Below are 21,978 nucleotides of genomic sequence, written 5' to 3'. Positions count from 1 at the left end.
TGGACCTTTTGAAAGCGGACCATAGTAGTTTGCGCCACTCCGGTCAGGGCCTGGAACGATAGGCGATGATGCGGCTGAATCCACGGTAGGTGGTCTCACCTGCCTTCTCCCAGCAGTTGGGAAGAGACTCCAGTACTTCCTCGTGCCGGGGCTTGCTGTAAATGATCCAGGCATCGCGCGGACGGACTGCGACAGAACGTTCGATGTTGGCGATGACCGGCCTGAGAACATCGGCGTCGAAAGGATTGAAGAAGAAGAAGACCCGCTCATCCGGTTGAATCTCGTACAGCGCCGCATCGATACACACCATACGCGCTTCGAGGCCGTCTCCCCGGCGCTTCCTATAGGCAGCTATATTCTCCTCGCCGAGCTCGCACAGTTCCTTCGCGAATTCGACGCCGACAACGCTTCTGAATCCGAACTCGGCGGCCAGGAGAAGCACTCGTGCATTTCCGGCACCGAAGTCGATGAATGTTCCTTCGGTTGGCACGTGAAACTTTCTGAGTGCGTCGTAGAAGGGACCGACCGGCATTGGCACCAGATCGTGACCGGTTTCCCGGTCGCCGGCTATGGTGAGCTTCTCCGTGAGAGCGATACGCGTCGACGTCCGGGTGCCGTGCCGGCTGTCGAACCAAACACCCCGCGCGTACCTGGCACCGGCTTGCAGAACAAAGGAAATTCCGTCCTTGTGGAGGGTGCGCTTGAGGATGTCATAGTTTGAGAGGACGGTCAGCTGGCTGTCGGCGGTCATAAATCATCCTTTCGCCCTGGTGTTGACACGCGATCGGCCACGGGCGAGAGCGCCAGGCCGTCCCGACTCGCCGCATGACGTCGCCGAGCCATTCGGTCGCTTGCAATCGACCGTATGTCGCCGACTGCGTATGGCATCCCCACGTGGGCAGTAACTTGTCTACGCCGGACGCGGGTCACCGCGGGTCACCGCCGGTTTCCGTCACGAGCCGACCACGGCGCTCGCGAAGGTGGGCTTGCGGGTGGCCTGGTGTGCCATGCTGAGGAGCGCGACGGCAGTGGAGGAAGCCGGTGGGAATCCGGCGCGGTCCCGCCACTGTCACCGGGGAGCAACCCCTCACCGTACGTCACGGCCGCGAGAGTGGTTGGAAGGCCGAGGGGGCGCGCTGATCCGGAAGTCAGGATACTCCGGCCGTCCGCACCGTTACCGAGGGCGAGGAAACCCGAGGGAGGACCGCGGTATGTCAACGCACGCCTGCCGGCTCATGATCGGCCGAATCGTGATCGATACGGAGTCCAGCGCACAGCGGCACAGGGCACGATGACGGCCTACCCGTTGTCCGCGGTGGTGGGCATGGACGACCTGCGGCTCGCCCTCATCCTCAACGCGGTGTCACCGGCGATCGGCGGGCTGCTCGTCCGCGGGGAGAAGGGCACCGCCAAGTCGACGGCGGTACGCGGTCTTGCCGCACTGCTCCCGCCGGTGACCGTGGTGACCGGCTGTCGGTTCTCCTGCGACCCGGCCGATGCCGACCCCGACTGCCCGGACGGCCCGCATCCACCGGAGGCCCGGCCGATCACCCGGGCGGCACGTCTGGTGGAGCTGCCGGTCGGCGCCTCCGAGGACAGGGTCACCGGGGCGATCGACCTCGACCGGGCGCTCGCCGAAGGCATCACGTCGCTGCGGCCGGGGCTGCTCGCCGCCGCCCATCGCGGCCTGCTCTACGTCGACGAGGTCAACCTCCTGCACGACCATCTCGTGGACCTGCTGTTGGACGCGGCCGCCCTCGGTGTCGCCCACGTCGAACGCGACGGGGTGTCGGTGCGCCATGCCGCCCGCTTCCTGCTGGTCGGGACGATGAACCCCGAAGAAGGTGAACTGCGCCCGCAGTTGCTGGACCGCTTCGGGCTGACCGTCGAGGTCGCAGCCAGCCGACAGCCGCCGGTGCGAGCCGAGGTGGTGCGCCGCCGGCTGGCCTACGACGCCGACCCCGACGCCTTCGCCGCCCGCTGGGCGGTGCAGGAGACCGCACTGGCCGCCCGGATCGCCACCGCCCGCGACCGGCTGCCCGCTGTCGAACTGCCCGACTCCGCACTGCGCCAGGTCACCGCGGTCTGTGCGGCGTTCGACGTGGACGGGATGCGCGCGGATGTGGTCGTGGCCCGCACCGCGATCGCGCTGGCCGCCTGGGAGGGTCGGGAGACCGTGGACGCCGACGACGTCCGCCGCGCCGCCCGCCTGGCCCTGCCGCACCGCTGCCGCCGTGGCCCGTTCGACGCGCCTGGCCTGGACGAAGACACTCTGACCAAGGCGTTGGACGAGTCCCCCACCGGTCCGGACCCCGACCTTGACCCGGACATGGACCCGGACATGGATCCGGACATGGACCCGGATCGCCCCCCGCCGACCAAGGGCGGTGGTGGACGCGGGGGAGACGGCGGCCGTGTTGGCGGCGGGCCGGCATCCAGCGAGCCGGAAACGACATCGGAACGCACGGCCGAGCCGGACGTCGTCCCATCCCCGCGTTCCGCGGAACACGATGCCCCGGAACAGGATGCCGGGGAACACCGCGCCACGGCGGGGCAGGGGCAGGAGCGCCAGGAGCGACGTGCAGGCACGCCCGGCCCATCGTTCCGCCCACGCCGGCTGGAGATCCCCGACACCGGAACACCGCTGGGTGCGCCCGGCCGCCGCTCACGCGCCCGCACCTCGCACGGCGCGGTCGTCACCAGCTCCCCGGACGCGCCCGGCCTGCACCTGCTGGCGACCCTGCGGGCAGCCGCGCCCTGGCAGCACGCCCGCGGGCGCGTCGGCCCGGGGCTGGCGCTGCGTCCCTCCGACCGGCGCGGCGCGGTCCGGGCGGGACGTGAGGGCAACCTGGTCCTGTTCCTGGTGGACGCCAGCGGGTCGATGGCCGCCCGCGCCCGCATGCGTACCGTCACCACCGCCGTGCTGTCCCTCCTGCTCGACGCCTACCAGCGCCGCGACCGAGTCGGAATGATCATTTTCAGGGGTTCCGGCGCCGATCTCGTCCTCCCCCCGACATCGAGTGTGGAGGTGGGCGCGGCGCGACTCGCGTCCCTGCCGACCGGCGGGCGGACCCCGCTGGCAGCCGGGTTGACCCGCGCCGGCGAGGTCCTCGCGGCCGAACGCCGCCGCGACCCGGACCGGCGTCCGCTGCTGATCGTCGTCACCGACGGCCGCGCCACCGCCGGGCCGGACCCGCTCACCCCCGCGCGGGCGTTGGCTCGTAGCGGCCTGGCGAGCATCGTCGTCGACTGCGAGAGCGGGCACGTGCGCCTGGGTCTGGCCGGCCGTCTCGCGACCGCGCTCGGCGGCACGACCATCCCGATCGACGCACTGGCAGCCGCGACCAACCGCGCGAGCGGCCACGCGACCAGCCGGCGCAGGGCTGCCTAGCCATGCCACAGGGACAACCCGCCATGGTGCCCGACGACGGCCTGACGACCCGGGCGCGCCGGGACCGAGCGCTGCTGATCGTCCACACCGGTGAGGGCAAGGGGAAGTCGACCGCGGCGTTCGGGCTCGCGCTGCGCGGCTGGGCGCAGGGCTGGGACGTCGGGGTGTTCCAGTTCGTCAAGTCCGCGAAATGGCGAATCGGGGAGGAACGGGCACTGCGCACCCTGGCCGCCGGCGGTGAGGGCGGGGACATCGCCTGGCACAAGATGGGCGAGGGATGGAGCTGGGTGCAGGCCCGGATCGACCCCGCCGCCGACCCCGCCGAGGCCGCCCGGGAGGGCTGGGCGCAGATCCGCCGGGACCTGGCCGCCCAGACCTACCGGCTCTACGTCCTCGACGAGCTGACCTACCCGCTGAAGTGGGGATGGATCGACACCGACGAGGTCATCGAGGTGCTGCGTACCCGTCCGGGACGCCAGCATGTCGTCGTCACCGGGCGCGCCGCCCCGCCCGCGCTGATCGACGCCGCCGACCTGGTCACCGAGATGACCAAGGTGAAGCATCCGATGGACGCCGGGCAGAAGGGCCAACGGGGGATCGAATGGTAGCCCCGCCGGTCCCGCTGCCACCACGGCTGGTGATCGCCGCCCCGGCCAGCGGCGCCGGCAAGACCACGGTGGCGACCGGGCTGATGGCCGCGTTCACCGCCCGCGGCCTGCGGGTGTCCCCGCACAAGGTCGGGCCCGACTACATCGACCCGACCTATCACACCATCGCCAGCAGGCGCCCCGGCCGCAACCTCGACGCCGTGCTGTGCGGGGAGCATCGGATCGCACCGCTGCTTGCCCACGGTGCGCGCAACGCCGACATCGCCATCGTGGAAGGCGTGATGGGCCTGTTCGACGGGGTGTCGGTGCCCGAAGCCGGTCAGCCCGCCGACTTCGCCTCGGCCGCCCATGTAGCCCGGCTGACCGGCGCCCCGGTCGTGCTGGTGGTCGACGCGTCCGCGGTCGGCCGTTCGGTGGCCGCGACCGTGCACGGCTTCGCCACCTGGGACGAGCGGGTGCGCCTGGGCGGAGTGGTGTTCAACCGGGTCGGTTCGCCCGGCCACGAACGGTTGTTGCGGGACGCGGTCGCGGGTCTCGGCGTCACCGTGCTGGGTGTGCTGCGCCGCGACGATCGGGCCGCGGTGCCGTCCCGGCATCTCGGGCTGGTGCCCGCGGCCGAACGCGCGTCCGCGGCGGCCGAGGTTGTCGCCGCGCTCGGCACGCTGGTCGCCGCATCATGCGATCTTGATGCCGTGCTCGCCCTCGCCCGGTCGGCATCGGCACTGACCGTGGCGCCCTGGTCGCCATTCGACATGATTCATGACGTTGAGCCGGCGGTGCCTGCGATATCGGCGGTGGGCCGGCCGGTGCGGATCGCGGTCACGGGCGGGCCGGCGTTCACTTTCGGTTACGCCGAGCAGGCCGAGCTGCTGCGCGCCGCGGGAGCAGAGGTGGTCACCGTCGATCCGTTGCGTGACGAGAATCTTCCAACAGGCTGCGACGGGTTGATCATCGGTGGGGGATTCCCGGAGGAACACGCACCCGAACTCGCTGCGAATGCGGCCCTGCGCGCCGACGTGGCGGCACTGGCGGGAAGGGGCGCGCCGGTCAGCGCCGAGTGCGCGGGCCTGCTGTACCTCGCCCGATCCCTGGACGGGCATCCGATGTGCGGGGTTCTCGACGTCGACACCGCTATGGGCCCTCGGCTCACCCTTGGTTACCGCCGGGCCGTGGCCGCCTGCGACAGCCCGATCGCCGAAGCCGGCACCCCGGTGACCGCGCACGAGTTCCACCGCACATCGGTACTGACCACGCAGCACCGGACGGTCCGCTCTGCCTGGCAGATCGACGGCCGCCCAGCAGGCGACGAGCGCGACGAGCGGACCGAAGGCTTCGTGCACGGCGGGGTACACGCGTCCTACCTGCATCTGCACTGGGCGGGTGTACCCGGCGTGGCCGCGCGGTTCGTCGCGGCGGCACGGCAGGCGAGAGGGCCGCAATGGACGGCATAGGCGGGATGGACAGGACAGGCGGGCTGGGCGCGCAGCCTGCTCCGGCGAGCAACCGCATACGGGCGGGCCGCCGTCTGATCGGGGTCGGTGTGGGTCCCGGCGATCCGGACCTGATCACGGTCAAGGCGGTCGGTGTCCTGGAGCGGGCCGATGTCGTGTTCGTCCCGGTGAGCGAGGGAACGCCGCCGCCGGGGCGAGCCGAGGCGACCGTGCGCGCCCACGTCACCCATGACCGGATTCGCCGCCTGCCGTTCCGGATGACCGGCGACGCCGACTACGACACCCCGGCGGAAGTGGTTGCGCAGGCGCTGCGCACGCATGCGGGGAGCCACCGGGGAGGGAGCCCGGGGGACAGCCAGGGGGGAGGCGTCGCGTTCGCCACGATCGGCGACCCGAACGTCTACTCGACCTTCACCACGCTGGCCGCCCGGGTGCGCGCACTGCTACCCGACGTCGTCGTCGAGACCGTTCCCGGCATCATGGCGCTGCAGGATCTCGCCGCCCGGTCCGGCACGGTGCTGGCGGTGGGCACCGAAACGGTGGCGCTGCTGCCGCTGACCGCCGGGGTGGACGCCTACCGGCGAGCCGTGGCCGACCACGACACGGTCATCGCGTACAAGGGCGGCCGGGCGCTGCCGCGGGTCCTCGACATCCTCGCCGAAGCCGACCGGCTCGGCGGCCCAGGTGACACCGACAGCACAAGCGGCACAGCCGTCTACGGCGCTTCGCTGGGGCTGGCGGACTGCGACGTCCGTCCCGCGGGTGAACTGCCCCGCGACCAGCCCGGCCCCTACCTGTCCACGGTGATCTCAACCCGGAGGCGACAGTGGCCGACGTGACCGAAACGGCCGACCTGACCGAAACAGCGGCCGGGGCCACACCAGCGCCAGGCGGCCGGGTGACGTTCGTCGGGGCCGGCCCCGGCGCCGCGGACCTGCTTACCCTGCGCGGCGCACGGGTGATCAGTGAGGCGGATGTGGTCATCTGGGCGTCCTCGCTCGTGCACCCGGACGTGCTCGCCCACGCCCGCGCCGACGCCGAGATCATCGACTCGGCCGGACTACCGCTCGAAGGCGTCCGGGACGTCTACCGGCGCGCCGCGCGCGACGGGCTCGCCGTGGCCCGGATCCACTCCGGCGACCCGGCGCTGTGGGGAGCGGTACAGGAGCAGCTGGAGGTCTGCGCCGCGCTCGGGCTCGCCACCGCGATCGTGCCCGGGGTCAGCAGCTTCACCGCCGCCGCCGCGGCCGTCCAACGCGAACTGACCATTCCCGAGGTGGCACAGTCGGTGATCCTGACCCGGCTCGGCGGCGGCAAGACCCCGATGCCCGCGGGCGAGGAGATCGCCGGCTTCGCGCGGCACGGCACGACGATGGCGCTGTTCCTGTCGGCGGCCCGGTCCGGTCAGCTCCAGGACGAGCTCACCGACGGTGGTTATCCGCCGGACACGCCCTGTGTGGTCGCCTACCGGGTGAGCTGGCCGGATGAACTGATCGTGCGGTGCGCACTTGCGGACCTCGCCGCCACCGTCCGTGCGCACAAACTGTGGAAGCACACCCTGGTGCTGGTCGGCCCGGCGCTGGCGGCGGGTGGCACCCGCTCGCACCTCTACCACCCCGGCCATTTCCACGGATTCCGCAAGGCCGAACGGACCGCCCGGGTGGCGCTGCGTGCCCACGACCGGACCCTCGACCGGACCCTCGATCGTCCGTGGGAAGCCGGGGAGCAGCCGGCGTGAACCCCCATGAACCGGTTCCCCAGCTGGTCCCGCTGCGTGAGCCTGATCTGCCGCGCACCGCCAAGGTCCGGCCGGACGCGCTGCGCACCGGATGGACCACCGGGACGTGTTCGGCCGCCGCGGCGAAAGCCGCGAGCGCGGCCCTGGTCTCCGGGATCGTGCAGCGGGCGGTCACCGTCAGCCTGCCAGCCGGCGGGCTGATCTCCTTCCCGGTCGAGCGGTGCGTGGTCGATGCCGGGCGGACCGCCGAGGCCGTCGTGGTCAAGGACGCCGGGGACGATCCGGACGTCACCCATGGCGCACACATGACCGCGACGGTGACCTGGCGGACGCAGAACGGAATCGAGATCGAGGGCGGCAGCGGCGTCGGCGTCGTCACGAAACCCGGTCTCGGCCTGCCCGTCGGCGAAGCGGCGATCAACCCGGTACCCCGATCGATGATCACACGATCGGTCGCGGAGGTCGTCGACCTGGACACCCGCGGGTTACGGGTGGTGATCAGCGTCCCGGACGGGGAGCGGATGGCGCGGCGGACCACCAACGCCCGCCTGGGCATCATCGGCGGGATCTCGATCCTTGGCACCACCGGCATCGTGCGGCCCTTCTCCACCGCGTCATGGCGGGCCTCGGTGGAACAGGCCGTGGCGGTCGCCGCCGCCCAGCAGCAGTGCACGGTCGTGCTCGCCACCGGCGGGCGCACCGAGAAGGCGGCCATCGGGCTGCTACCGGCGCTGCCCGAGGTGTGCTTCGTCGAGGTCGGCGACTTCACCGGAGCGGCCCTGCGCCGGGCGGTCGAGGTGGGCATGACCGACGTGGTCTTCGTCGGCATGGCCGGCAAGCTCACCAAGCTGGCCGCGGGCATCCTGATGACGCACTACACCCGGTCGAAGGTCTCCCCGGACCTGCTCGCCGCGATCACCGCGGACGCCGGTGGCGACGCGGCGCTGGTGGCCGCGGTCGCCGTTGCCAACACCGCGCGCCACGCCCATGAGCTGTGGGAGACCACCGGCCTGCTGCGGGCAGCCGGCGACCTGCTCTGCGCCCGGGTCGCGGGCGTCCTCGTCCGGTTCACCGAGGGACGCCTGCGGGCCCGGGTCGCCATGGTCGACTTCACCGGGACGTCCTGTGTCGCCGCGACGGAACAGACATGGGTCGGGCCATGCAGGCCTGCACCATGAGCCTGGTGACGGTGATCGGCTGGGACGGGCGTCCGCTCACCGCCGCCGCGGTCCACGCGTTGAGCACCGCCACGCTGGTGGTCGGCGGACGTCGCCATCTCGACGCGGTCGCGCCACTGCTGGCCACGGCAGTGACGACGATCACCCTTGGTAACGTCGGGGCGGGCCTGGCTGAACTGACGGCTCACCTGGCCGCCGACGGTGGCCCGGCGGTGGTCCTGGCCAGCGGTGACCCAGGGTTCTTCGGCATCGTCCGAGCGCTGCGCCGACTCCGTCTCGACGGCGAGCTCGCTCCCGGCGGCACGAACAGTCCCGGCGACACGAACAGTCTCGACATCGAGGTGCTGCCCGCGACATCCTCGGTCACCCTCGCCTTCGCGCGTGCCGGGCTGCCGTGGGACGACGCCCTGGTACTCAGCGCGCACGGTCGCCGCCTGGACCGGGCCGTCAACGCCTGCCGCGCCCATCCATGCGTGGCCGTGCTGACCGGACCGGGCGGCGACCCGGCCATGCTCGGCGCCGCGCTGACGGCGCTGCCGCGCCGGATGTTCGTCGCCGAGGATCTCGGGATGCCCACCGAACGGACCACCTGGTGCACGCCGCAGCAGGCCGCGGCACGTCGCGACTGGCGGGATCCGAACGTGGTCATCGTGGTGGACACCATCGTCCATGACACCGACCGGACCACGCCGGACCGACCCACGACACACGATCACGACCCGGCTGGATGGATCTTTCCGCGCTGGGGGTCACCACCGGGCTGGGCGTTGCCCGAGGCCGCGTTCACCCATCGCGACTCGATGATCAGCAAGGCCGAGGTGCGGGCGGTGGCACTGGCCCACCTCGGCCCGGGACCCGGCGATCTCATCTGGGACGTCGGTGCCGGCAGCGGATCGGTTGCGGTGGAATGCGCCCGTCTCGGCGCGGGGGTCATCGCCGTCGATCACGACACGGATGCCTGCGCACGCACCCGGGCGAACGCGCACGCGCACCGGGTGTCGCTCGAGGTCATCCGGGGCGCCGCCCCGGACGTGCTCACCGACCTGCCCACACCCGACGCGGTGTTCGTCGGCGGCGGCGGACCGGATGTGGTCGCGGCCTGTGCCCGGCGGGCCCGGCGGATGGTGGTCGTCGCCCTGGCCGCCCTCGACCGGGTTCGACCCAGCTGGGAGGCGCTGGCCGGCGCCGGTCTCGACGTCGCCGGGACTCAGCTCGCCGCATCCCGACTACGACCGTTACCCGACGGTGCGCTACGGCTCGCGGCGACCAACCCGGTCGTCCTGTTGTGGGGAGAACACACTGGGAACCAGCATGATCCACGGTAGCCGGGATGATGATCGCGAAGGTGGCGGCCGCTACGGTATCGGTCTGGTCGCGGTGACCGCGGCTGGACGCGCCGGCGCGGCGGAGCTCGCCCGGGTCTGGCCGGACGCCCGGATCTACCCTGGCACGGTCCGCGAGGCGCTCGCCGCCGCGGTCATCCAATGCACGGGCGTGGTCTGTTTCATCGCCACCGGCGCGACGGTGCGGCTGCTCGCCGCGGTTGATCTACTCACCGGCAAGGCCAGCGACCCGGGTGTGGTCTGCGTGGACGAGGCCCGACGGTGGGCGGTCGCCCTGGTCGGCGGGCACAGCGGTGGTGCCAACGCGCTCGCCGAACGTGTCGCCACAGCGCTGGGCGCAACCGCCGTTGTGACCACCGCCAGCGACGCATCGGGCTCGACAGCACTCGACTCGTTCGGCGCCGATGTGGGGCTGCGGGTCGAGCCGGGCTCACGCCTGGCGAGGGTGGGCGCGGCGGTGCTCTCCGGTGAGCCCGTGGCGATGTACGCCGACGCCGTCTGGCCGCTGCCACCGCTACCGGCGACGGTTCGCCAGCTCGGCACACCGCCGTGGACCCGACGCGACGGTCAACCCGACAGCGGGCCATCCATCATCATCACCGATCGCATGATCACAGACCCTGTGATCACCGGTCGGACGGTCGTCTATCGGCCGCCTAGCCTGATCGTCGGAGTCGGCGCGAGCCGTGGCGCGCCCGAGCAGGAGATCCTCGACCTCGTCGATCGCGCACTGGCCGATGCGGGCCTGTCGCCGCTGGCCGTGCGCCACCTCGCCACGGTTGAGGCCAAACGGGACGAGGCCGGCATCATCGCGGCAGCCCGCACCCGGGGCTGGCCACTGGTGTTCCACCCGGCCGCGCTACTCGCGACCGTCAACGTGCCCCATCCCTCCGAGGTGGTCCGGGCCGCCGTCGGCACGCCCAGTGTCGCCGAGGCGGCGAGCCTGCTGGGCGCCGACGGTGCTGCGACTGACAGTGGCGAGCTGGTCGTGTCCAAGCGGGCGAGCGCGCATGCGACCGTGGCGGTGGCCCGCCATCGTCCCCGCGGCCGGCTGGCGATCGTCGGCCTCGGCCCCGGGGACCGGGATCTGCTCACCCCGTATGCCGCGCGCGAACTCGCCCGAGCCAGCGTGATCGTCGGCCTGGACCAGTACGTCGACTCCGTCGCCGACCTGATCCGACCGGGCACGCGGGTGCTGGCCAGCGGCCTGGGCTCGGAGGAGGCACGGGCCGCCGTGGCGGTCGAGACGGCCCGCGCCGGCCACGCGGTCGCTCTGATCGGCAGCGGGGATGCCGGGGTATATGCAATGGGCAGCCCCACCCTGGAGCGAGCCGACGGCTCCTTCGACGTGGTGGGGGTACCCGGGGTGACGGCGGCGCTGTCCGCCGCGGCACTGCTCGGTGCGCCGCTCGGCCACGACCACGCGATGATCAGTCTCTCAGATCTGCACACACCGTGGGATGTGATCGAACGTCGGGTCACCGCGGCGGCCGAAGCCGATCTCGTTGTCGCCTTCTACAATCCGCGGAGCCGGACCCGGACCTGGCAACTGCCGCGCGCACTGGAGCTGCTGGCCGCCCGCCGGCCGCCCTCGACCCCGGTCGGGATCGTCACCGAGGCATTCCGCCCCGGTCAACAGGTCAGCATCACCACCATCGCGGACCTGGCCGACGCCACGACCAGCGGTCTGGATCGTGTCGGCATGACCACGACGGTCGTGGTCGGCAGCACCCAGACCCGTGTCGTCGCGGGTCGCATCGTCACGCCGAGGGGCTACCGATGGAGCTGATCTACCGGGTTGATGCGCAGGGATGCGCGGGATGTGGTGCCTGCCTGGTCACCTGTCCCGAACACGCGGTGCGCCCTGGGCCGACGCGCCCCGGCGGTGGCCGGGCACCGGTCATCCTCACCGACTGCTGCACCGGCTGCGGGGAGTGTGCGGAGATCTGCCCGGTCGACGCGATCGACGCCGTGATTCTTTCGGGGGCACTGATCTACGCGGAGTCACCGGCGGTAAGACGATGAACCGGGTGGCGCATCCGATCGAACAGCGGTCATACGACATCCTGCGGACGCGCCTCGCCGCGACCGGCCTGGACACCGCGGCGTTGGCGCCGTGGACCCGCGCGGTCGTCGAACGGGTCGTCCATGCCAGCGCCGACATCGCCTACGCCACCGACCTGGTCTGCGACGAGGCGGCTCTGTGTGGCGCCGTCGACGCGTTGGCCGCTGGTGCACCGATCGTCGTCGACGTACGCATGACGGCCGCGGGAATCACCACCCGGAAGGTGGTGTGCCGACTCGGTGACGTCGATGCCACGGGTGCAGGCGGCACGGGCGACGCGGCCCGCGGCGGGCTGACCCGGTCCGCCGCAGCCGTCGGACTCGCCCTCGACGAGGTGGGGCCGGGTGCCGTGTGGGTGATCGGATGCGCGCCGACCGCCCTGGAACGCCTGCTGGCAGTGGCTGACATCGCCCGGCCCGCGCTGGTGATCGGCCTGCCCGTCGGTTTCGTCGGAGCGGTCGAGGCCAAGGACGCGTTGCGCGCCGCCGGTCTGCCGGCCATCTCGAACCGGTCGGAGAAGGGCGGGGCGGCAGTCGCCGCCGCGGCGTTGAACGCACTGTTGTATGAGGGGTTGCGGTCATGACGGATGGGGACTCGCGACCGGGCAAGTCGAAGCCGGCGCTGCTGATCGTCGGGCACGGGACGCGCAGCGCTGGCGGGGTGTCGCAGTTTCAGACCTTCGTCGACCTGGTCCGCACCCGGGCCGGCGGAACGCCGGTGGACGGCGGCTTCATCGAGCTGTCACGTCCGCCGGTGGCCGATGTGGTCGCCCGGTTCGTCGCCGCGGGGCAGCACCGGCTCGCGGTGGTGCCGCTGACCCTGGTGGCCGCCGGGCACGCCAAGGGTGACATCCCGGCTGCGCTCGCCCGCGAACGCGCCCGCCATCCCGGCCTTGACTACACCTACGGACGGCCGTTGGGCCCGCATCCGACGCTGCTGGCGGCGCTCGACGAGCGGATCGCGACGGTCTGCTCCCGCGCTGAACGCGCGGAGACAACCGTGCTGCTGGTCAGCCGCGGATCCACCGATCCCGATGCCAACGCCGAGGTCGCCAAGGTCGCCCGCCTGCTGTGGGAGGGACGCGGCTTCGCCGGCGTGGAACCTGCGTTCATCAGCCTGGCCGAACCGGGGGTCCCGGCCGGCCTCGACCGCTGCGCCCGTCTCGGCGCGTCCCGGATCGTGGTGGCGCCGTACTTCCTGTTCACCGGCGTGCTCCCGGACCGTGTGATCGCCCAGGCCCGCGGCTGGGCTGCGCGCAATCCCACCGTCGACCTGCGCTGCGCGGGCCTGCTCGGTGACCACGACGGCCTGGTCGACCTGGTGCTCGAACGCTTTCACGAGGCACTCGACGGCGACATCCGGATGAACTGCGACACCTGCCTGTACCGGGTGGCGCTGCCCGGTTTCGAACATCGGGTCGGCGCGCCGCAGACCCCGCACGACCACCCCGACGACCCCACACACCCGCATGGTCACCATCAGCACCATGGTCACGGCCATCACCCGCACCCGGCGCCCATCACATGAGAACGAGCTGGGACGGGCTGATCGCCACCAGGAACGGGTCGGTAACGGTCAGGGTCGCCTCGCCGTGCACGGTCACGGTCTCGACGTATTCGCCGTCGCGGAGCCTCAGCGTGGTGATCGAGGGCTTGTCTGCGTCGACGATCCAGTAGTGGCCGACACCGAGACGGGCATAGACGTCGCGTTTGAGCAGCCGGTCGATGCCCACGCTGCTGGGGGAGAGCACCTCGATGACCAGCAGCGGCACAGCCAGGTAACGCTCCCCGCGGACCAGATCCGCCCGGGCGACCACGCACACATCCGGCTGAACACTGGTCCGTTGCCCCCTGCGCACATCCGGAGTGGGTGCGAAAACCACCCGATCGTCGGGACAGGCACTCCGAAGCGCAACCGCAAGTTCCAGGCACGCACGCTGGTGTTCCCAACGGGGAGCGGGACTCACCAGCAGCACCCCGTCGACCAGCTCGTACCGCCGCCCGTCATCGGGCAACTCCGCCAGATCATCGACAGTGAACCCATCCGCACGGATCGGAAGATCCTCGTACGCGACCGCCATAACCGCCATGATGGGCTCCTCTCAGCCATGACGCCAGACTGATCGTCCCGCGCTGCCTGCAGGCACTGCTGTCATATCCAGCTAACGTATTTCGCATGACACGCACGATCACACTCCGGTTGTCGGACGAGGCGTACAAGACGGTCAAGCGTTACGCCGAGGCCGAGCACACCTCGATGAACACCTGGGTCGAGGGCGTGCTGGACGCCGAGGACATGCGTCGGCGCTGCGCCGCGCACGGGGCCTGGATGGAGGCCAACCCGGCGGTGGCCAGCGCGGCTCTCACCTTCGGTGAGGCCAACCAGCGGGTTCTCGCCGCGGCGGGGCTGCCCAATCTCGCCGACGGCACCGTCGGATACGGGTCGACGTCCAGACGCTGACCGACGTCAACACCATGCTTTTCAAGATCTTGGCCACTCCCGACCGCTGACCCACGGGCAACGACCCTCAAGAGCGACCGGCAACAGGGATCCGGCATCGGCGAAGGTACGGCAGGCCGTCCTCGTCGAATCTCACATTCGGTCGTCAGGGCAGGACGAGCTGGGACGGGCTGACGGTCAGCGGGAACGGGTCGGTAACGGTCAGGGTCGCCTCGCCGTACACGGTCACGGTCTCGACATAGTCGCTGTCGGCGAGCCTCAGGGTGGTGATCGAGGGCTTGTCTGCGTCGACGATCCAGTAGTGGCCGACACCGAGACGGGCATAGACGTCGCGTTTGAGCAGTCGGTCGACGCCCACGCTGCTGGGGGAGAGCACCTCGACGACCAGCAGCGGCACAGCCAGGTAACGCTCCCCGCGGACCAGATCCGCCCGGGCGACCACGCACACATCCGGCTGAACACTGGTCCGTTGCCCCCTGCGCACATCCGGGCTCGAGCCGAACACGTAAAGCTCGGGCGGACACGCTGCACGCAGCAACGCGGTCAGCTCATCGCATCCGACCTGGTGTTCCCAGCGGGGCGCGGGGCTCACCAGCAGCACCCCGTCGACCAGCTCGTACCGCCGCCCGTCATCGGGCAACTCCGCCAGATCATCGACAGTGAACCCATCCGCACGGATCGGAAGATCCTCGTACGCGACCGCCATAACCGCCATGATGGGCTCCTCTCAGCCATGACGCCAGACTGATCCTCCCACACGCTGCGCACCAGACTTGACCACGCGCTGTGGAAAACACGAAGTTATCCACATCCTCTGTGCCCGTCCCCGCCGGATGGCCCCATGGATCCGAAGGGCCGCACACAATTGCAACCGACAGCAAAAGGATCGAATTGATCGCGAGCGGAATTCACGGGAACGAAACCGAATTCGGTGCCGGCAGTCGTTTCCGTTAACGACCGACTGGGCACCCGTTCGAAAAGCGATACGTCAGGGGAAGGACGAGCGATATGGTGGAAAGGAGAATGAGGGAAGGGAAGGTCGGCGGTGGGTGACCCCGGAATGATTCATGCTCATGGGGCGGATGGCCACGCGACGGATGGCCATGCAGGTCATACGCACGGCGTGACAGTGGACGCCGACCAACGCTGGTTGACGATCGCTCTTGGTCTCATCGGCGTCTACCTCGTCGGCGAGGTTGTCGTCGGCCTGCTCGCGCACTCGCTGGCGCTACTGTCGGATGCAGCCCATATGCTCACCGACGCGGCGTCGATCGTGCTGGCACTGGCGGCGCTGCGGATAGCGGCCCGGCCCGCCGGCGGCCCCTACACGTTCGGTCTGCGTCGGGTGGAGATTCTCTCCGCTGCGGCCAACGGTCTCACACTGCTCCTGCTCGCCGGCTGGCTCGGTTACGAGGCGGTCGCACGGCTGCTGTCACCGGGTCCGGTGGCCGGTGGGCTCGTCCTGAGCACCGCGCTGGTCGGTGTGGCCGTCAACATTGCCGCAACCGCGGCGATCAGCCGGGCCAACCGGGCAAGCCTGAACGTCGAAGGCACCTTCCAGCACATCCTCACCGATCTCTATGCGTTCGTCGCGACCGTGATAGCGGGCGTGATCATAATCATCACCGGATGGAACCGGGCCGACTCCATCGCCTCGGTCGTCGTCGTCATCCTCATGGTGAAAGCCGGTGTCGGCCTGCTGCGCGCCTCCGGACGGATCTTCCTCGAGGCCGCGCCGGACGGGCTCGACCCGGACGGCATCGGTGCCGCGATGGCCCGCCGGCCCGGTGTCAGCGAAGTCCACGACCTGCACATCTGGCAGATCACCTCCAGCGAACCCGCGCTGTCCGCGCACGTCCTGGTGCACCCCGACGCCGACTGCCACGCCGTCCGCCGCGACCTGGACACCTGGCTGCGCGATGATCATCACATCGATCACACCACCCTCCAGGTCGACCACCTGCTCACCGACACCCAGCGCGCACCCGGACAACCCGACCCACACTGCGTCACTCCGCACGGTAGGACGCACTACGCCTACGCCCCCCGGCCGACCTGACCGCGCCAGGTAGTCAGTCATGCTGGCTACTGCCGTTGTCGCGCAGGTAGGGAGGGTGCGCATGGTCGGCGAGCCGACCGATCCCGATGTCGATCTGCACATCCCCGCGCAGCGCCGGCCCGCGGCCCCTGCGCCGCTTCTAGCGGTGATCGCTGTCGGTGGTGCGCTGGGGGCGTGCACCCGTTACGGCGTGATGCTGCGCTGGCCCACCCCGCCCGGCGCGTTCCCGTGGGCCATGCTGGCGGTGAATACCGCCGGCTGCGCGTTGATCGGCGTGCTGATGGTAATGATCACCGAGGTACGTACGGCGCATCCGCTGGTACGGCCGTTCGTCGGCACCGGCGTCCTGGGCGGGTTCACGACGTTCTCCACGTATGCGGTCGACGCCGAACGGCTGGTGAACGGCGGACACGCTGGTACGGCGTTGACGTATCTTGCGCTGACCATGGTGAGCGCCCTCGGCGCGGTCTGGGCCTCGGTCGAGGTCATCCGTTGTGTCATCCGTTATGTCGGCCGCAAGGTGGGCCGGTGAGCTGGTGAGCTGGTGAGCTGGTGAGCTGGTTGCTGGTGATCCTGGGTGCGATGGTCGGCGCGCCGGTGCGGTACCTGACCGACCGGGCGGTGCAGACCCGCCACGACACGGTGTTCCCGTGGGGGACGTTCACCGTGAACGTGATCGCCAGTGGTGTCCTCGGTGTGGTCACCGGGGCGGTGAGCGCGGGGGCGGCGTCATCCCGGGTGGCACTGCTGGTCGGTACCGGGCTGTGTGGGGCGTTGAGCACCTACTCGACGTTCTCCTACGAGACCGTGCGGCTCGCGCAGGACGGTGCCCGGCTGCTCGCCGTGGCGAACGTTGTGTTCAGCGTGCTGGCCGCCGTCGGCGCCGCCGTCATCGGGATCACGCTCGCCCGTGCGGCGTGGCACTGAGCCAGCCACCGGATCGGCTCCAGTGTCATGAGAGTTACGGGAACACGGACGGTCCGGTGTGAGCAGCGGGGAACGCGACGCGCGGACCGCGCGCCTTGCTGGTGGCAGCTGGGTCAGGCGCCACGTAGCGTAACTGCGTGCCAGGGTCGCTCGGTTGTGGGCGGCGCGGTTGTCTGACCCAGCGGCACGCATGCTCCACAGCCCGGCCACGTAGCAGGCGAAGGCGTTGAGGTCGTCGTCGGTGGCGCCAGCCCAGCAGGTCAGCCTGGACGCCCACTGCTCGGCCTGCTGCGGGGAGTGTCCGGCGCCGATGAGACGGATGACCATGAATGCGGCATCTACCCAGCCGGCGCCTTGTGCCGGCCAGCCCCAGTCGACCACCCAGACCCGGTCCTTTCTGACCATGAACTGGTGGGCATGCAGGTCAGTGTGGATCAGTCGGTCCCCTGCAACGGCGTCGACTACGGTGCTCGCGTGGACGGCTGCCGTGGCTACGTCCCAGCCGGGGAAAGCGCTCGCTGGCCGCGCCGTCAAGTCCGCCCACCAATCCGTGTTGCGCCATCGCTCGGAAAGCGAGCGCAGGCCCTCGCCGGCCCGGCGGGCGATGTCGTCGACGACATCGCCGATGCGGGGTAGGTCGGGGGAGTCAGACGCGAGGTCCGCCGGGCGGCCGGTCGCGTGCTCGAAGCCGACAAGCAGCCAGTCATCGACCTGGCATGCGAACTGCGGACTCGGCGCGATGCCTGCGGCGAGGTGCCCGAACGTGTGCTCGTTGCGGAGCCAGCGTGCCCGCCGGCCGTCGCCGTGGACGGCTTTGACGAACAGCCGCTGCTCACCCGCATCCACGACTGCGGCGAGGTCGCAGCCGTCCCCTACGTCCACCGTGTCGGCGGACATGATGGGTCCGGTCTGTGCCTCGACCGCGTCGCGGGCCTGTGCCGGCAGGTCATTCCACTTCATAGGAAAGGTCGACTCCATTACGTGGGGATACGGCTGTCCTTGTTCTCGTCGCCGTCCTTGCCGCTTGCCGAGCAGCTGTCAGGGTCGCACTTGGCGCTCGTCTGCCACAGCTCGTGGTCGACGAGATATCCGGCCTGTTGGATCATCGCAATCGTAGGTGCGCGCCTTGCCGTGGTCGTGCTGCTGACCGTCGACCGGCCGGTTGCTGTGCACCTGCGGGGCGCACCCCTGCGGCTTGCCCTGACCGGAACCCTTGATCACACCGAAGCCCTGAACGCGACCGAATCCGCGCACCCACAAGAGCGGGCGCCATGGAGCAGGTAGGCATCATCGGGGTAGCGGTACAACGGGATGGGGCCGGTGACGTCGGCATGTAGCTCGGCGGGTGGACCGGCAGGATTGATCAGCGCTGATACGACCACGTTGGGGTCGATGACCACGCGCAGCCGGGACACGAGTTAGCTGGCACGGCGCAGGGACTCGGCACGCATTGCCGCGATCTCATTCACGGCGATTTCCATCGCCTCGTCGTCGGTGAGGTCCGGAACGCCGTGGACGCTTTGCCAGACCGCCACATCCGCCAGGATGGCGGTCAAGGTGTCCTGCGCAGGTGGCAATGCATCAGTTCGGACTGCATCAGCGCGGGGCGGTTGCTGGCCGGTGTCCTCTACCAACGCCGTATCCCCCTTTGGTGCACACGGTGACTCAGGCCGAGGCCGCGAGGCGCAGCCGGTCGCGGCGGCGGGCGAGCAGCCGGTCGGCGAGCGCGTCCGCGAGCTCGATGTCGTCCAGGGACACCCGGGTACGGTCCGCCACCTCGAGGATGGCCGCGAGTAGTTCGGCCGACAGGCGGGTGCGGTCGGCCACCCGGGCGACGCTCGGGGGCAGACCGGCAGGCCGGTTCGCCCGGAAGGCGTCGACGCCCGGGTTGCAGGGGTGCTGCTGGTGGCTCGAGTGCTGCTTCTGGCTGGAGCGGTGGGGCCGGTTGCGCAGGTCCATGAACCCAGTGACGGGCCTGAGGGATCTGGAATCAACTCTTGACATCGCCTGCCGCAGGCGGGTGCGTCTCTCCCCACAGGAGATCCACAGGCTATCGGGAGATACGCACCGCACTGTCGACAGGGTTATCCACAATGTGAGGCCACTGTGATTCTTCTCACGATCCACCAGGGTGCCGGGATGGCAGGCCCGGCCGGTCCCAGGGAGAGATCGTCCGGCTGTGTCCGACCGGTTCTGTCGACGCCCAGACCCGGCGCCAGTGGGCTGTGCGCGCGGACCGGGGAGGCGGAGCGCCGGCGGGCGCCGCACGCAGCGATTCCCACCACGAGGTCGTGTCCTCGGCCAGCAGCCGGGAGACCTCGGCGAAGATCCTGCCGGTGAAGGTGCGGAGGTCCTCGGTTGCCGGATCGGTTATCGGGTACATCGGCCGACCGAAGCGTACCGATACCCCCGGCCTGCCCGGGCGGGTCCAGCCACGGCCACGCGGCATCGCGGCGAAGCTGCCGCGAATCGCGACCGGTACCACCGGAACCCCACAGGTGATCGCCAGATGGGCCGCACCGAACCGGAAGCGGGCGAGCTGGCCGTCCTTTGACCTGGTCCCCTCCGGGAAGATCACCAGATTCCAGCCGTCCGCGAGCAGGTCCGCGGGCGCTGTCGAGGCGGCGCCCCCGCGGCGCTCGATCGGCACGGTCGCGAACAGGAAAGCCGTACCCAGGCCCCGCCACCAACTGCCGAAGAAGTAGTCGGCGGCCGCGGCCACCGCCGTGTGGTCCCGCAGCTTCCTCGGCAGCGTGCACAACAGCAGCGGAGCGTCCAGATGGCTTGAGTGGTTCGAGACGAAGACCGCGGGGGTCCGCAGCTCGTCCAGGGCCTCCAGTCCTGTCACCGACAGCGATAGATTCGCGTCCAGGAGTGGTCTCATCCCGACCTCAAGGGCCGCGACGCGGGCCGCCCGCATCGCCGGCGTGCGTGCCCACGCCGTCGGGAACTCCCTGGCCACCGCAGGCGGCTGATAAGGCTCGGCGGAGCGCGGTACCGGCGGCCGGGCCCCCCAGCGCCAGCCACGGGCCACCTCGCGCAGACCAGCCCCGGCCGGGGTGGACGCCATCACCGCACGTCCGCGATGACGTGCGGCGGGGAATGCAGATAGGTCATGGATGGATCGCGGCCCACCGTGCCCGACACCATCTCCAAGGCGTCGGCCAGGGTGGACGCGGCCCGGAAACCCATCCGCGCGCAGGCGGCCCGGTCACCGCCGACCCACACGACATCCTCCAGGTGGTCCATGGCGTGCGCACCCCAGTACCACATGTAAAACGGATGCACGCCGTGGTAAGCGTGCGATGTGCGGTACAGGTGGGTATACCAGGGGTCGGTCGCGTACTGCTTCTCGAAGGCGGCCTCAATGGTCGCCGGGTCGGTGGACTCGGCGAGAACCTCCTCGAAGAAGTCCACATACGACGGATGGTGCAGCTGGGAGAACTCCGGCGTCACCGGATGGTAGAGAATCATCGCTCCGCCGCGCCGGACCAGCGGCTGCCCCCGGTACATGTTGAAGAAGTAACCGAGCCCGAGGCACATCGCGAGGATCGGGTTCATCACCGAGTTCACGTTGTACGGCCCCAGATAGGGCAGGCCCACGACCAGCACGTCGCTCTGCCCGTTGACCTCGACGAGCTGCTGGCGGTGCACATTCGCGATCGTCTTGGCGTGCACGGCTTCGGTCTCGCCCGCGTGCACGCCGGTCACCCCGTAGTCGGCCACGAGATCGTGGAAGAGCTTGCGGCGGGACCGCACCGGCATGGCCGCGAGCCCCCGCGACATCCCGAACGCCATCGCCTGGTCGCGTACGGACCATTCCCATTCCCGCTTCATCAGAAAGCCGTAACGGGACGGGAACGACGCGTTGTTCACGGTCGTCTCCACCGTGAAGATCTTCAGGTGGTCGGCCAGCAGCCGACCCATCCGCCACGCCGAGGAATGCATGGCCGAGCGGGTGTGGTCCATGAACGAACGCGAGTGCACCATTGTATGACTGTTGTGATGGTGGCGCAGGCTGTTGTAGGACGCGAGCCCGATCGGCACCGACTTGTGGCCACCGTCCATCGCCACCATGTTGATATTGACGTAGACCAGCAGGTCGGACTCGGCGGCCCGCCGGTTGATCTCGACGTCCTCGCCGTTCTCGGTCAGGCCGATGTGGGTCAGGTTATCCCTGTCCTCGGCGTCGTGGTTGTAGAGATTGTCCGGCCAGAACGAGCGGAACACCCGCTCCCCGACGGCCCGTTCGATCTCGGCGGCGGTCATCCGGCGATGCAGCGCGTTCGCCACGATGAGTACCACGTCGTCCACGCCGACCTGCGCCGCGATCGTCAGCACCTGCTCGATCACCCGCTGGCGGATGTCGGGCCGGCGCATCGGCGGCAGCGGGAGCGACAGGTCGTCGAAGGCGATCGTCAGACGCATCCCCGGCCGAAGCAACGCCCGCAGCGGCTCGCTGTTCTCGGGCTCGGCCAACGCCCGGCTGATCGCCGCGTCCACATCAGCCAGCTCCGGCAGCGACTCCGGCGGGTAAAGCACCCGGGTGCCGAGCGGGAAGCGTTCCAGCCCGAACCCCTCACCCTGGTGTACGAGAAGCGGAGGAGTCCGCTCATCGACCTCGAGCACGAACCCCGGTCTCACCTGTGCGATCCCCTAACACGCGGTTGCGGCCGGGCGACACTGCCGTCGCCAGCCGCCATCCAGTGAACGTCGTAGTGAACGTCCCAGTGAACAGATCTCACCCTTGCCCCATCA

Annotated in this window: 23 protein-coding genes and 1 riboswitch; of the genes, 16 read left to right on the top strand and 7 right to left on the bottom strand. The window is 70.2% G+C overall.

The features are described 5' to 3' along the window. Positions 1-43: 43 nt before the first annotated feature. Positions 44-751 (bottom strand): hypothetical protein, encoded by a 708-nt coding sequence (locus U9978_RS15050; RefSeq protein WP_322761753.1) that lies wholly within the window; start codon positions 749-751, stop codon positions 44-46. Positions 752-1,031: 280 nt separating this feature from the next. Next, positions 1,032-1,159: riboswitch (cobalamin riboswitch) on the top strand. Positions 1,160-1,291: 132 nt separating this feature from the next. Between U9978_RS15050 and U9978_RS15045 the strand changes: the two genes are divergently transcribed. The 11 genes from U9978_RS15045 to U9978_RS14995 are packed head-to-tail and all read left to right on the top strand — an operon-like array spanning position 1,292 to position 13,301. After that, entirely contained in the window at positions 1,292-3,391 is a 2,100-nt protein-coding gene (locus U9978_RS15045) for a VWA domain-containing protein (protein ID WP_322761752.1), read from the top strand. A gap of 2 nt (positions 3,392-3,393) precedes the next feature. Next, positions 3,394-3,999: a cob(I)yrinic acid a,c-diamide adenosyltransferase gene (gene cobO / locus U9978_RS15040; RefSeq protein ID WP_322761751.1), complete on the top strand. Its 606-nt coding sequence runs from the start codon at positions 3,394-3,396 to the stop codon at positions 3,997-3,999. Then, on the top strand, positions 3,993-5,450 hold the full coding sequence (locus tag U9978_RS15035) for a cobyrinate a,c-diamide synthase (RefSeq protein WP_322761750.1): 1,458 nt from the start codon (positions 3,993-3,995) through the stop codon (positions 5,448-5,450). Before cobO ends, U9978_RS15035 begins: the two co-directional genes overlap by 7 nt. Beyond that, complete coding sequence (gene cobI / locus U9978_RS15030; RefSeq protein ID WP_416210983.1) at positions 5,447-6,289, top strand: precorrin-2 C(20)-methyltransferase; 843 nt, start codon at positions 5,447-5,449, stop codon at positions 6,287-6,289. Before U9978_RS15035 ends, cobI begins: the two co-directional genes overlap by 4 nt. Further along, the gene (cobM, locus tag U9978_RS15025) at positions 6,286-7,188 is read left to right on the top strand and encodes a precorrin-4 C(11)-methyltransferase (RefSeq protein ID WP_416210982.1); all 903 of its coding nucleotides are present in this window, start codon (positions 6,286-6,288) and stop codon (positions 7,186-7,188) included. Before cobI ends, cobM begins: the two co-directional genes overlap by 4 nt. Then, positions 7,185-8,366 (top strand): cobalt-precorrin-5B (C(1))-methyltransferase, encoded by a 1,182-nt coding sequence (locus tag U9978_RS15020; protein ID WP_322761747.1) that lies wholly within the window; start codon positions 7,185-7,187, stop codon positions 8,364-8,366. The genes cobM and U9978_RS15020 overlap by 4 nt, the downstream gene beginning before the upstream one ends. After that, the gene (cbiE, locus tag U9978_RS15015) at positions 8,363-9,691 is read left to right on the top strand and encodes a precorrin-6y C5,15-methyltransferase (decarboxylating) subunit CbiE (RefSeq protein WP_322761746.1); all 1,329 of its coding nucleotides are present in this window, start codon (positions 8,363-8,365) and stop codon (positions 9,689-9,691) included. Before U9978_RS15020 ends, cbiE begins: the two co-directional genes overlap by 4 nt. Continuing rightward, positions 9,678-11,498, top strand: coding sequence for a precorrin-3B C(17)-methyltransferase (gene cobJ / locus U9978_RS15010; RefSeq protein WP_322761745.1), 1,821 nt, complete (start codon positions 9,678-9,680; stop codon positions 11,496-11,498). The genes cbiE and cobJ overlap by 14 nt, the downstream gene beginning before the upstream one ends. Then, the gene (locus U9978_RS15005; RefSeq protein WP_322761744.1) at positions 11,489-11,734 is read left to right on the top strand and encodes an ATP-binding protein; all 246 of its coding nucleotides are present in this window, start codon (positions 11,489-11,491) and stop codon (positions 11,732-11,734) included. The genes cobJ and U9978_RS15005 overlap by 10 nt, the downstream gene beginning before the upstream one ends. Further along, positions 11,731-12,357 carry a precorrin-8X methylmutase gene (locus U9978_RS15000; RefSeq protein WP_416210978.1) on the top strand — a complete coding sequence of 209 codons (627 nt, stop codon included), beginning with the start codon at positions 11,731-11,733 and terminating at the stop codon, positions 12,355-12,357. The genes U9978_RS15005 and U9978_RS15000 overlap by 4 nt, the downstream gene beginning before the upstream one ends. After that, positions 12,354-13,301, top strand: a complete 948-nt coding sequence (locus U9978_RS14995) for a sirohydrochlorin chelatase (protein WP_322761742.1) — start codon at positions 12,354-12,356, stop codon at positions 13,299-13,301. The genes U9978_RS15000 and U9978_RS14995 overlap by 4 nt, the downstream gene beginning before the upstream one ends. On the opposite strand, the gene U9978_RS14990 is transcribed toward U9978_RS14995, so the two are convergent. Next, positions 13,294-13,863 carry a Uma2 family endonuclease gene (locus tag U9978_RS14990; protein ID WP_322761741.1) on the bottom strand — a complete coding sequence of 190 codons (570 nt, stop codon included), beginning with the start codon at positions 13,861-13,863 and terminating at the stop codon, positions 13,294-13,296. The two genes, U9978_RS14995 and U9978_RS14990, sit on opposite strands and share 8 nt — an antisense overlap. A gap of 86 nt (positions 13,864-13,949) precedes the next feature. On the opposite strand from U9978_RS14990, the gene U9978_RS14985 reads away from it, so the two are divergent. Next, positions 13,950-14,234, top strand: a complete 285-nt coding sequence (locus U9978_RS14985; protein ID WP_322761740.1) for a toxin-antitoxin system HicB family antitoxin — start codon at positions 13,950-13,952, stop codon at positions 14,232-14,234. Between the two features lie 145 nt (positions 14,235-14,379). Here the strand turns inward: U9978_RS14985 and U9978_RS14980 are convergent, their stop codons facing one another. Beyond that, on the bottom strand, positions 14,380-14,949 hold the full coding sequence (locus U9978_RS14980; RefSeq protein ID WP_322761739.1) for a Uma2 family endonuclease: 570 nt from the start codon (positions 14,947-14,949) through the stop codon (positions 14,380-14,382). Positions 14,950-15,294: 345 nt separating this feature from the next. On the opposite strand from U9978_RS14980, the gene U9978_RS14975 reads away from it, so the two are divergent. The 4 genes from U9978_RS14975 to U9978_RS14960 all read left to right on the top strand — a co-directional run bounded on the left by U9978_RS14975 (position 15,295) and on the right by U9978_RS14960 (position 18,504). Beyond that, complete coding sequence (locus U9978_RS14975) at positions 15,295-16,293, top strand: cation diffusion facilitator family transporter (RefSeq protein WP_416210981.1); 999 nt, start codon at positions 15,295-15,297, stop codon at positions 16,291-16,293. A 19-nt stretch (positions 16,294-16,312) separates the two neighbouring features. Next, positions 16,313-16,825 carry a CrcB family protein gene (locus U9978_RS14970; RefSeq protein ID WP_322761737.1) on the top strand — a complete coding sequence of 171 codons (513 nt, stop codon included), beginning with the start codon at positions 16,313-16,315 and terminating at the stop codon, positions 16,823-16,825. Positions 16,826-16,845: 20 nt separating this feature from the next. Continuing rightward, positions 16,846-17,220: a CrcB family protein gene (locus tag U9978_RS14965; protein WP_322761736.1), complete on the top strand. Its 375-nt coding sequence runs from the start codon at positions 16,846-16,848 to the stop codon at positions 17,218-17,220. A gap of 678 nt (positions 17,221-17,898) precedes the next feature. Further along, a complete protein-coding gene (locus U9978_RS14960) occupies positions 17,899-18,504 on the top strand; it encodes a hypothetical protein (RefSeq protein ID WP_322761735.1) in 606 nt (201 codons plus the stop codon). A 134-nt stretch (positions 18,505-18,638) separates the two neighbouring features. On the opposite strand, the gene U9978_RS14955 is transcribed toward U9978_RS14960, so the two are convergent. The 4 genes from U9978_RS14955 to U9978_RS14940 form a co-directional block, all read right to left on the bottom strand. After that, on the bottom strand, positions 18,639-18,776 hold the full coding sequence (locus U9978_RS14955) for a hypothetical protein (protein ID WP_322761734.1): 138 nt from the start codon (positions 18,774-18,776) through the stop codon (positions 18,639-18,641). 109 nt (positions 18,777-18,885) lie between these two features. Then, positions 18,886-19,179 (bottom strand): hypothetical protein, encoded by a 294-nt coding sequence (locus U9978_RS14950; protein ID WP_322761733.1) that lies wholly within the window; start codon positions 19,177-19,179, stop codon positions 18,886-18,888. Positions 19,180-19,336: 157 nt separating this feature from the next. After that, a complete protein-coding gene (locus U9978_RS14945) occupies positions 19,337-20,290 on the bottom strand; it encodes a lysophospholipid acyltransferase family protein (RefSeq protein ID WP_322761732.1) in 954 nt (317 codons plus the stop codon). Beyond that, positions 20,290-21,849, bottom strand: coding sequence for a lactate racemase domain-containing protein (locus U9978_RS14940; protein WP_416210980.1), 1,560 nt, complete (start codon positions 21,847-21,849; stop codon positions 20,290-20,292). The genes U9978_RS14945 and U9978_RS14940 overlap by 1 nt, the downstream gene beginning before the upstream one ends. Between the last annotated feature and the right edge of the window lie 129 nt (positions 21,850-21,978).

Origin of the sequence: Protofrankia sp. Cr2 (assembly GCF_963555885.1) — a bacterium.
In the GTDB taxonomy this organism is placed as follows: Bacteria; Actinomycetota; Actinomycetes; order Frankiales; family Frankiaceae; genus Protofrankia.
The sequence above is the reverse complement of the archived record's forward strand: the minus strand, read 5'-3'. Positions and strand labels throughout refer to the sequence as shown.

What these genes read in the sequence shown, in the direction of transcription:
- U9978_RS14975 (WP_416210981.1), top strand. Translation starts at nt 15,295, where the DNA reads ATGATTCATGCTCATGGGGCGGATGGCCACGCGACGGATGGCCATGCA.
- cobJ (WP_322761745.1), top strand. Translation starts at nt 9,678, where the DNA reads ATGATCCACGGTAGCCGGGATGATGATCGCGAAGGTGGCGGCCGCTAC.
- U9978_RS14945 (WP_322761732.1), bottom strand. Translation starts at nt 20,290, where the DNA reads ATGGCGTCCACCCCGGCCGGGGCTGGTCTGCGCGAGGTGGCCCGTGGC.
- U9978_RS14950 (WP_322761733.1), bottom strand. Translation starts at nt 19,179, where the DNA reads ATGGACCTGCGCAACCGGCCCCACCGCTCCAGCCAGAAGCAGCACTCG.
- U9978_RS15005 (WP_322761744.1), top strand. Translation starts at nt 11,489, where the DNA reads ATGGAGCTGATCTACCGGGTTGATGCGCAGGGATGCGCGGGATGTGGT.
- U9978_RS14990 (WP_322761741.1), bottom strand. Translation starts at nt 13,863, where the DNA reads ATGGCGGTTATGGCGGTCGCGTACGAGGATCTTCCGATCCGTGCGGAT.
- U9978_RS15050 (WP_322761753.1), bottom strand. Translation starts at nt 751, where the DNA reads ATGACCGCCGACAGCCAGCTGACCGTCCTCTCAAACTATGACATCCTC.
- U9978_RS14980 (WP_322761739.1), bottom strand. Translation starts at nt 14,949, where the DNA reads ATGGCGGTTATGGCGGTCGCGTACGAGGATCTTCCGATCCGTGCGGAT.
- U9978_RS15035 (WP_322761750.1), top strand. Translation starts at nt 3,993, where the DNA reads ATGGTAGCCCCGCCGGTCCCGCTGCCACCACGGCTGGTGATCGCCGCC.
- U9978_RS15000 (WP_416210978.1), top strand. Translation starts at nt 11,731, where the DNA reads ATGAACCGGGTGGCGCATCCGATCGAACAGCGGTCATACGACATCCTG.
- U9978_RS14985 (WP_322761740.1), top strand. Translation starts at nt 13,950, where the DNA reads ATGACACGCACGATCACACTCCGGTTGTCGGACGAGGCGTACAAGACG.
- U9978_RS15045 (WP_322761752.1), top strand. Translation starts at nt 1,292, where the DNA reads ATGACGGCCTACCCGTTGTCCGCGGTGGTGGGCATGGACGACCTGCGG.
- U9978_RS14970 (WP_322761737.1), top strand. Translation starts at nt 16,313, where the DNA reads ATGCTGGCTACTGCCGTTGTCGCGCAGGTAGGGAGGGTGCGCATGGTC.
- cobO (WP_322761751.1), top strand. Translation starts at nt 3,394, where the DNA reads ATGCCACAGGGACAACCCGCCATGGTGCCCGACGACGGCCTGACGACC.
- cbiE (WP_322761746.1), top strand. Translation starts at nt 8,363, where the DNA reads ATGAGCCTGGTGACGGTGATCGGCTGGGACGGGCGTCCGCTCACCGCC.
- U9978_RS14995 (WP_322761742.1), top strand. Translation starts at nt 12,354, where the DNA reads ATGACGGATGGGGACTCGCGACCGGGCAAGTCGAAGCCGGCGCTGCTG.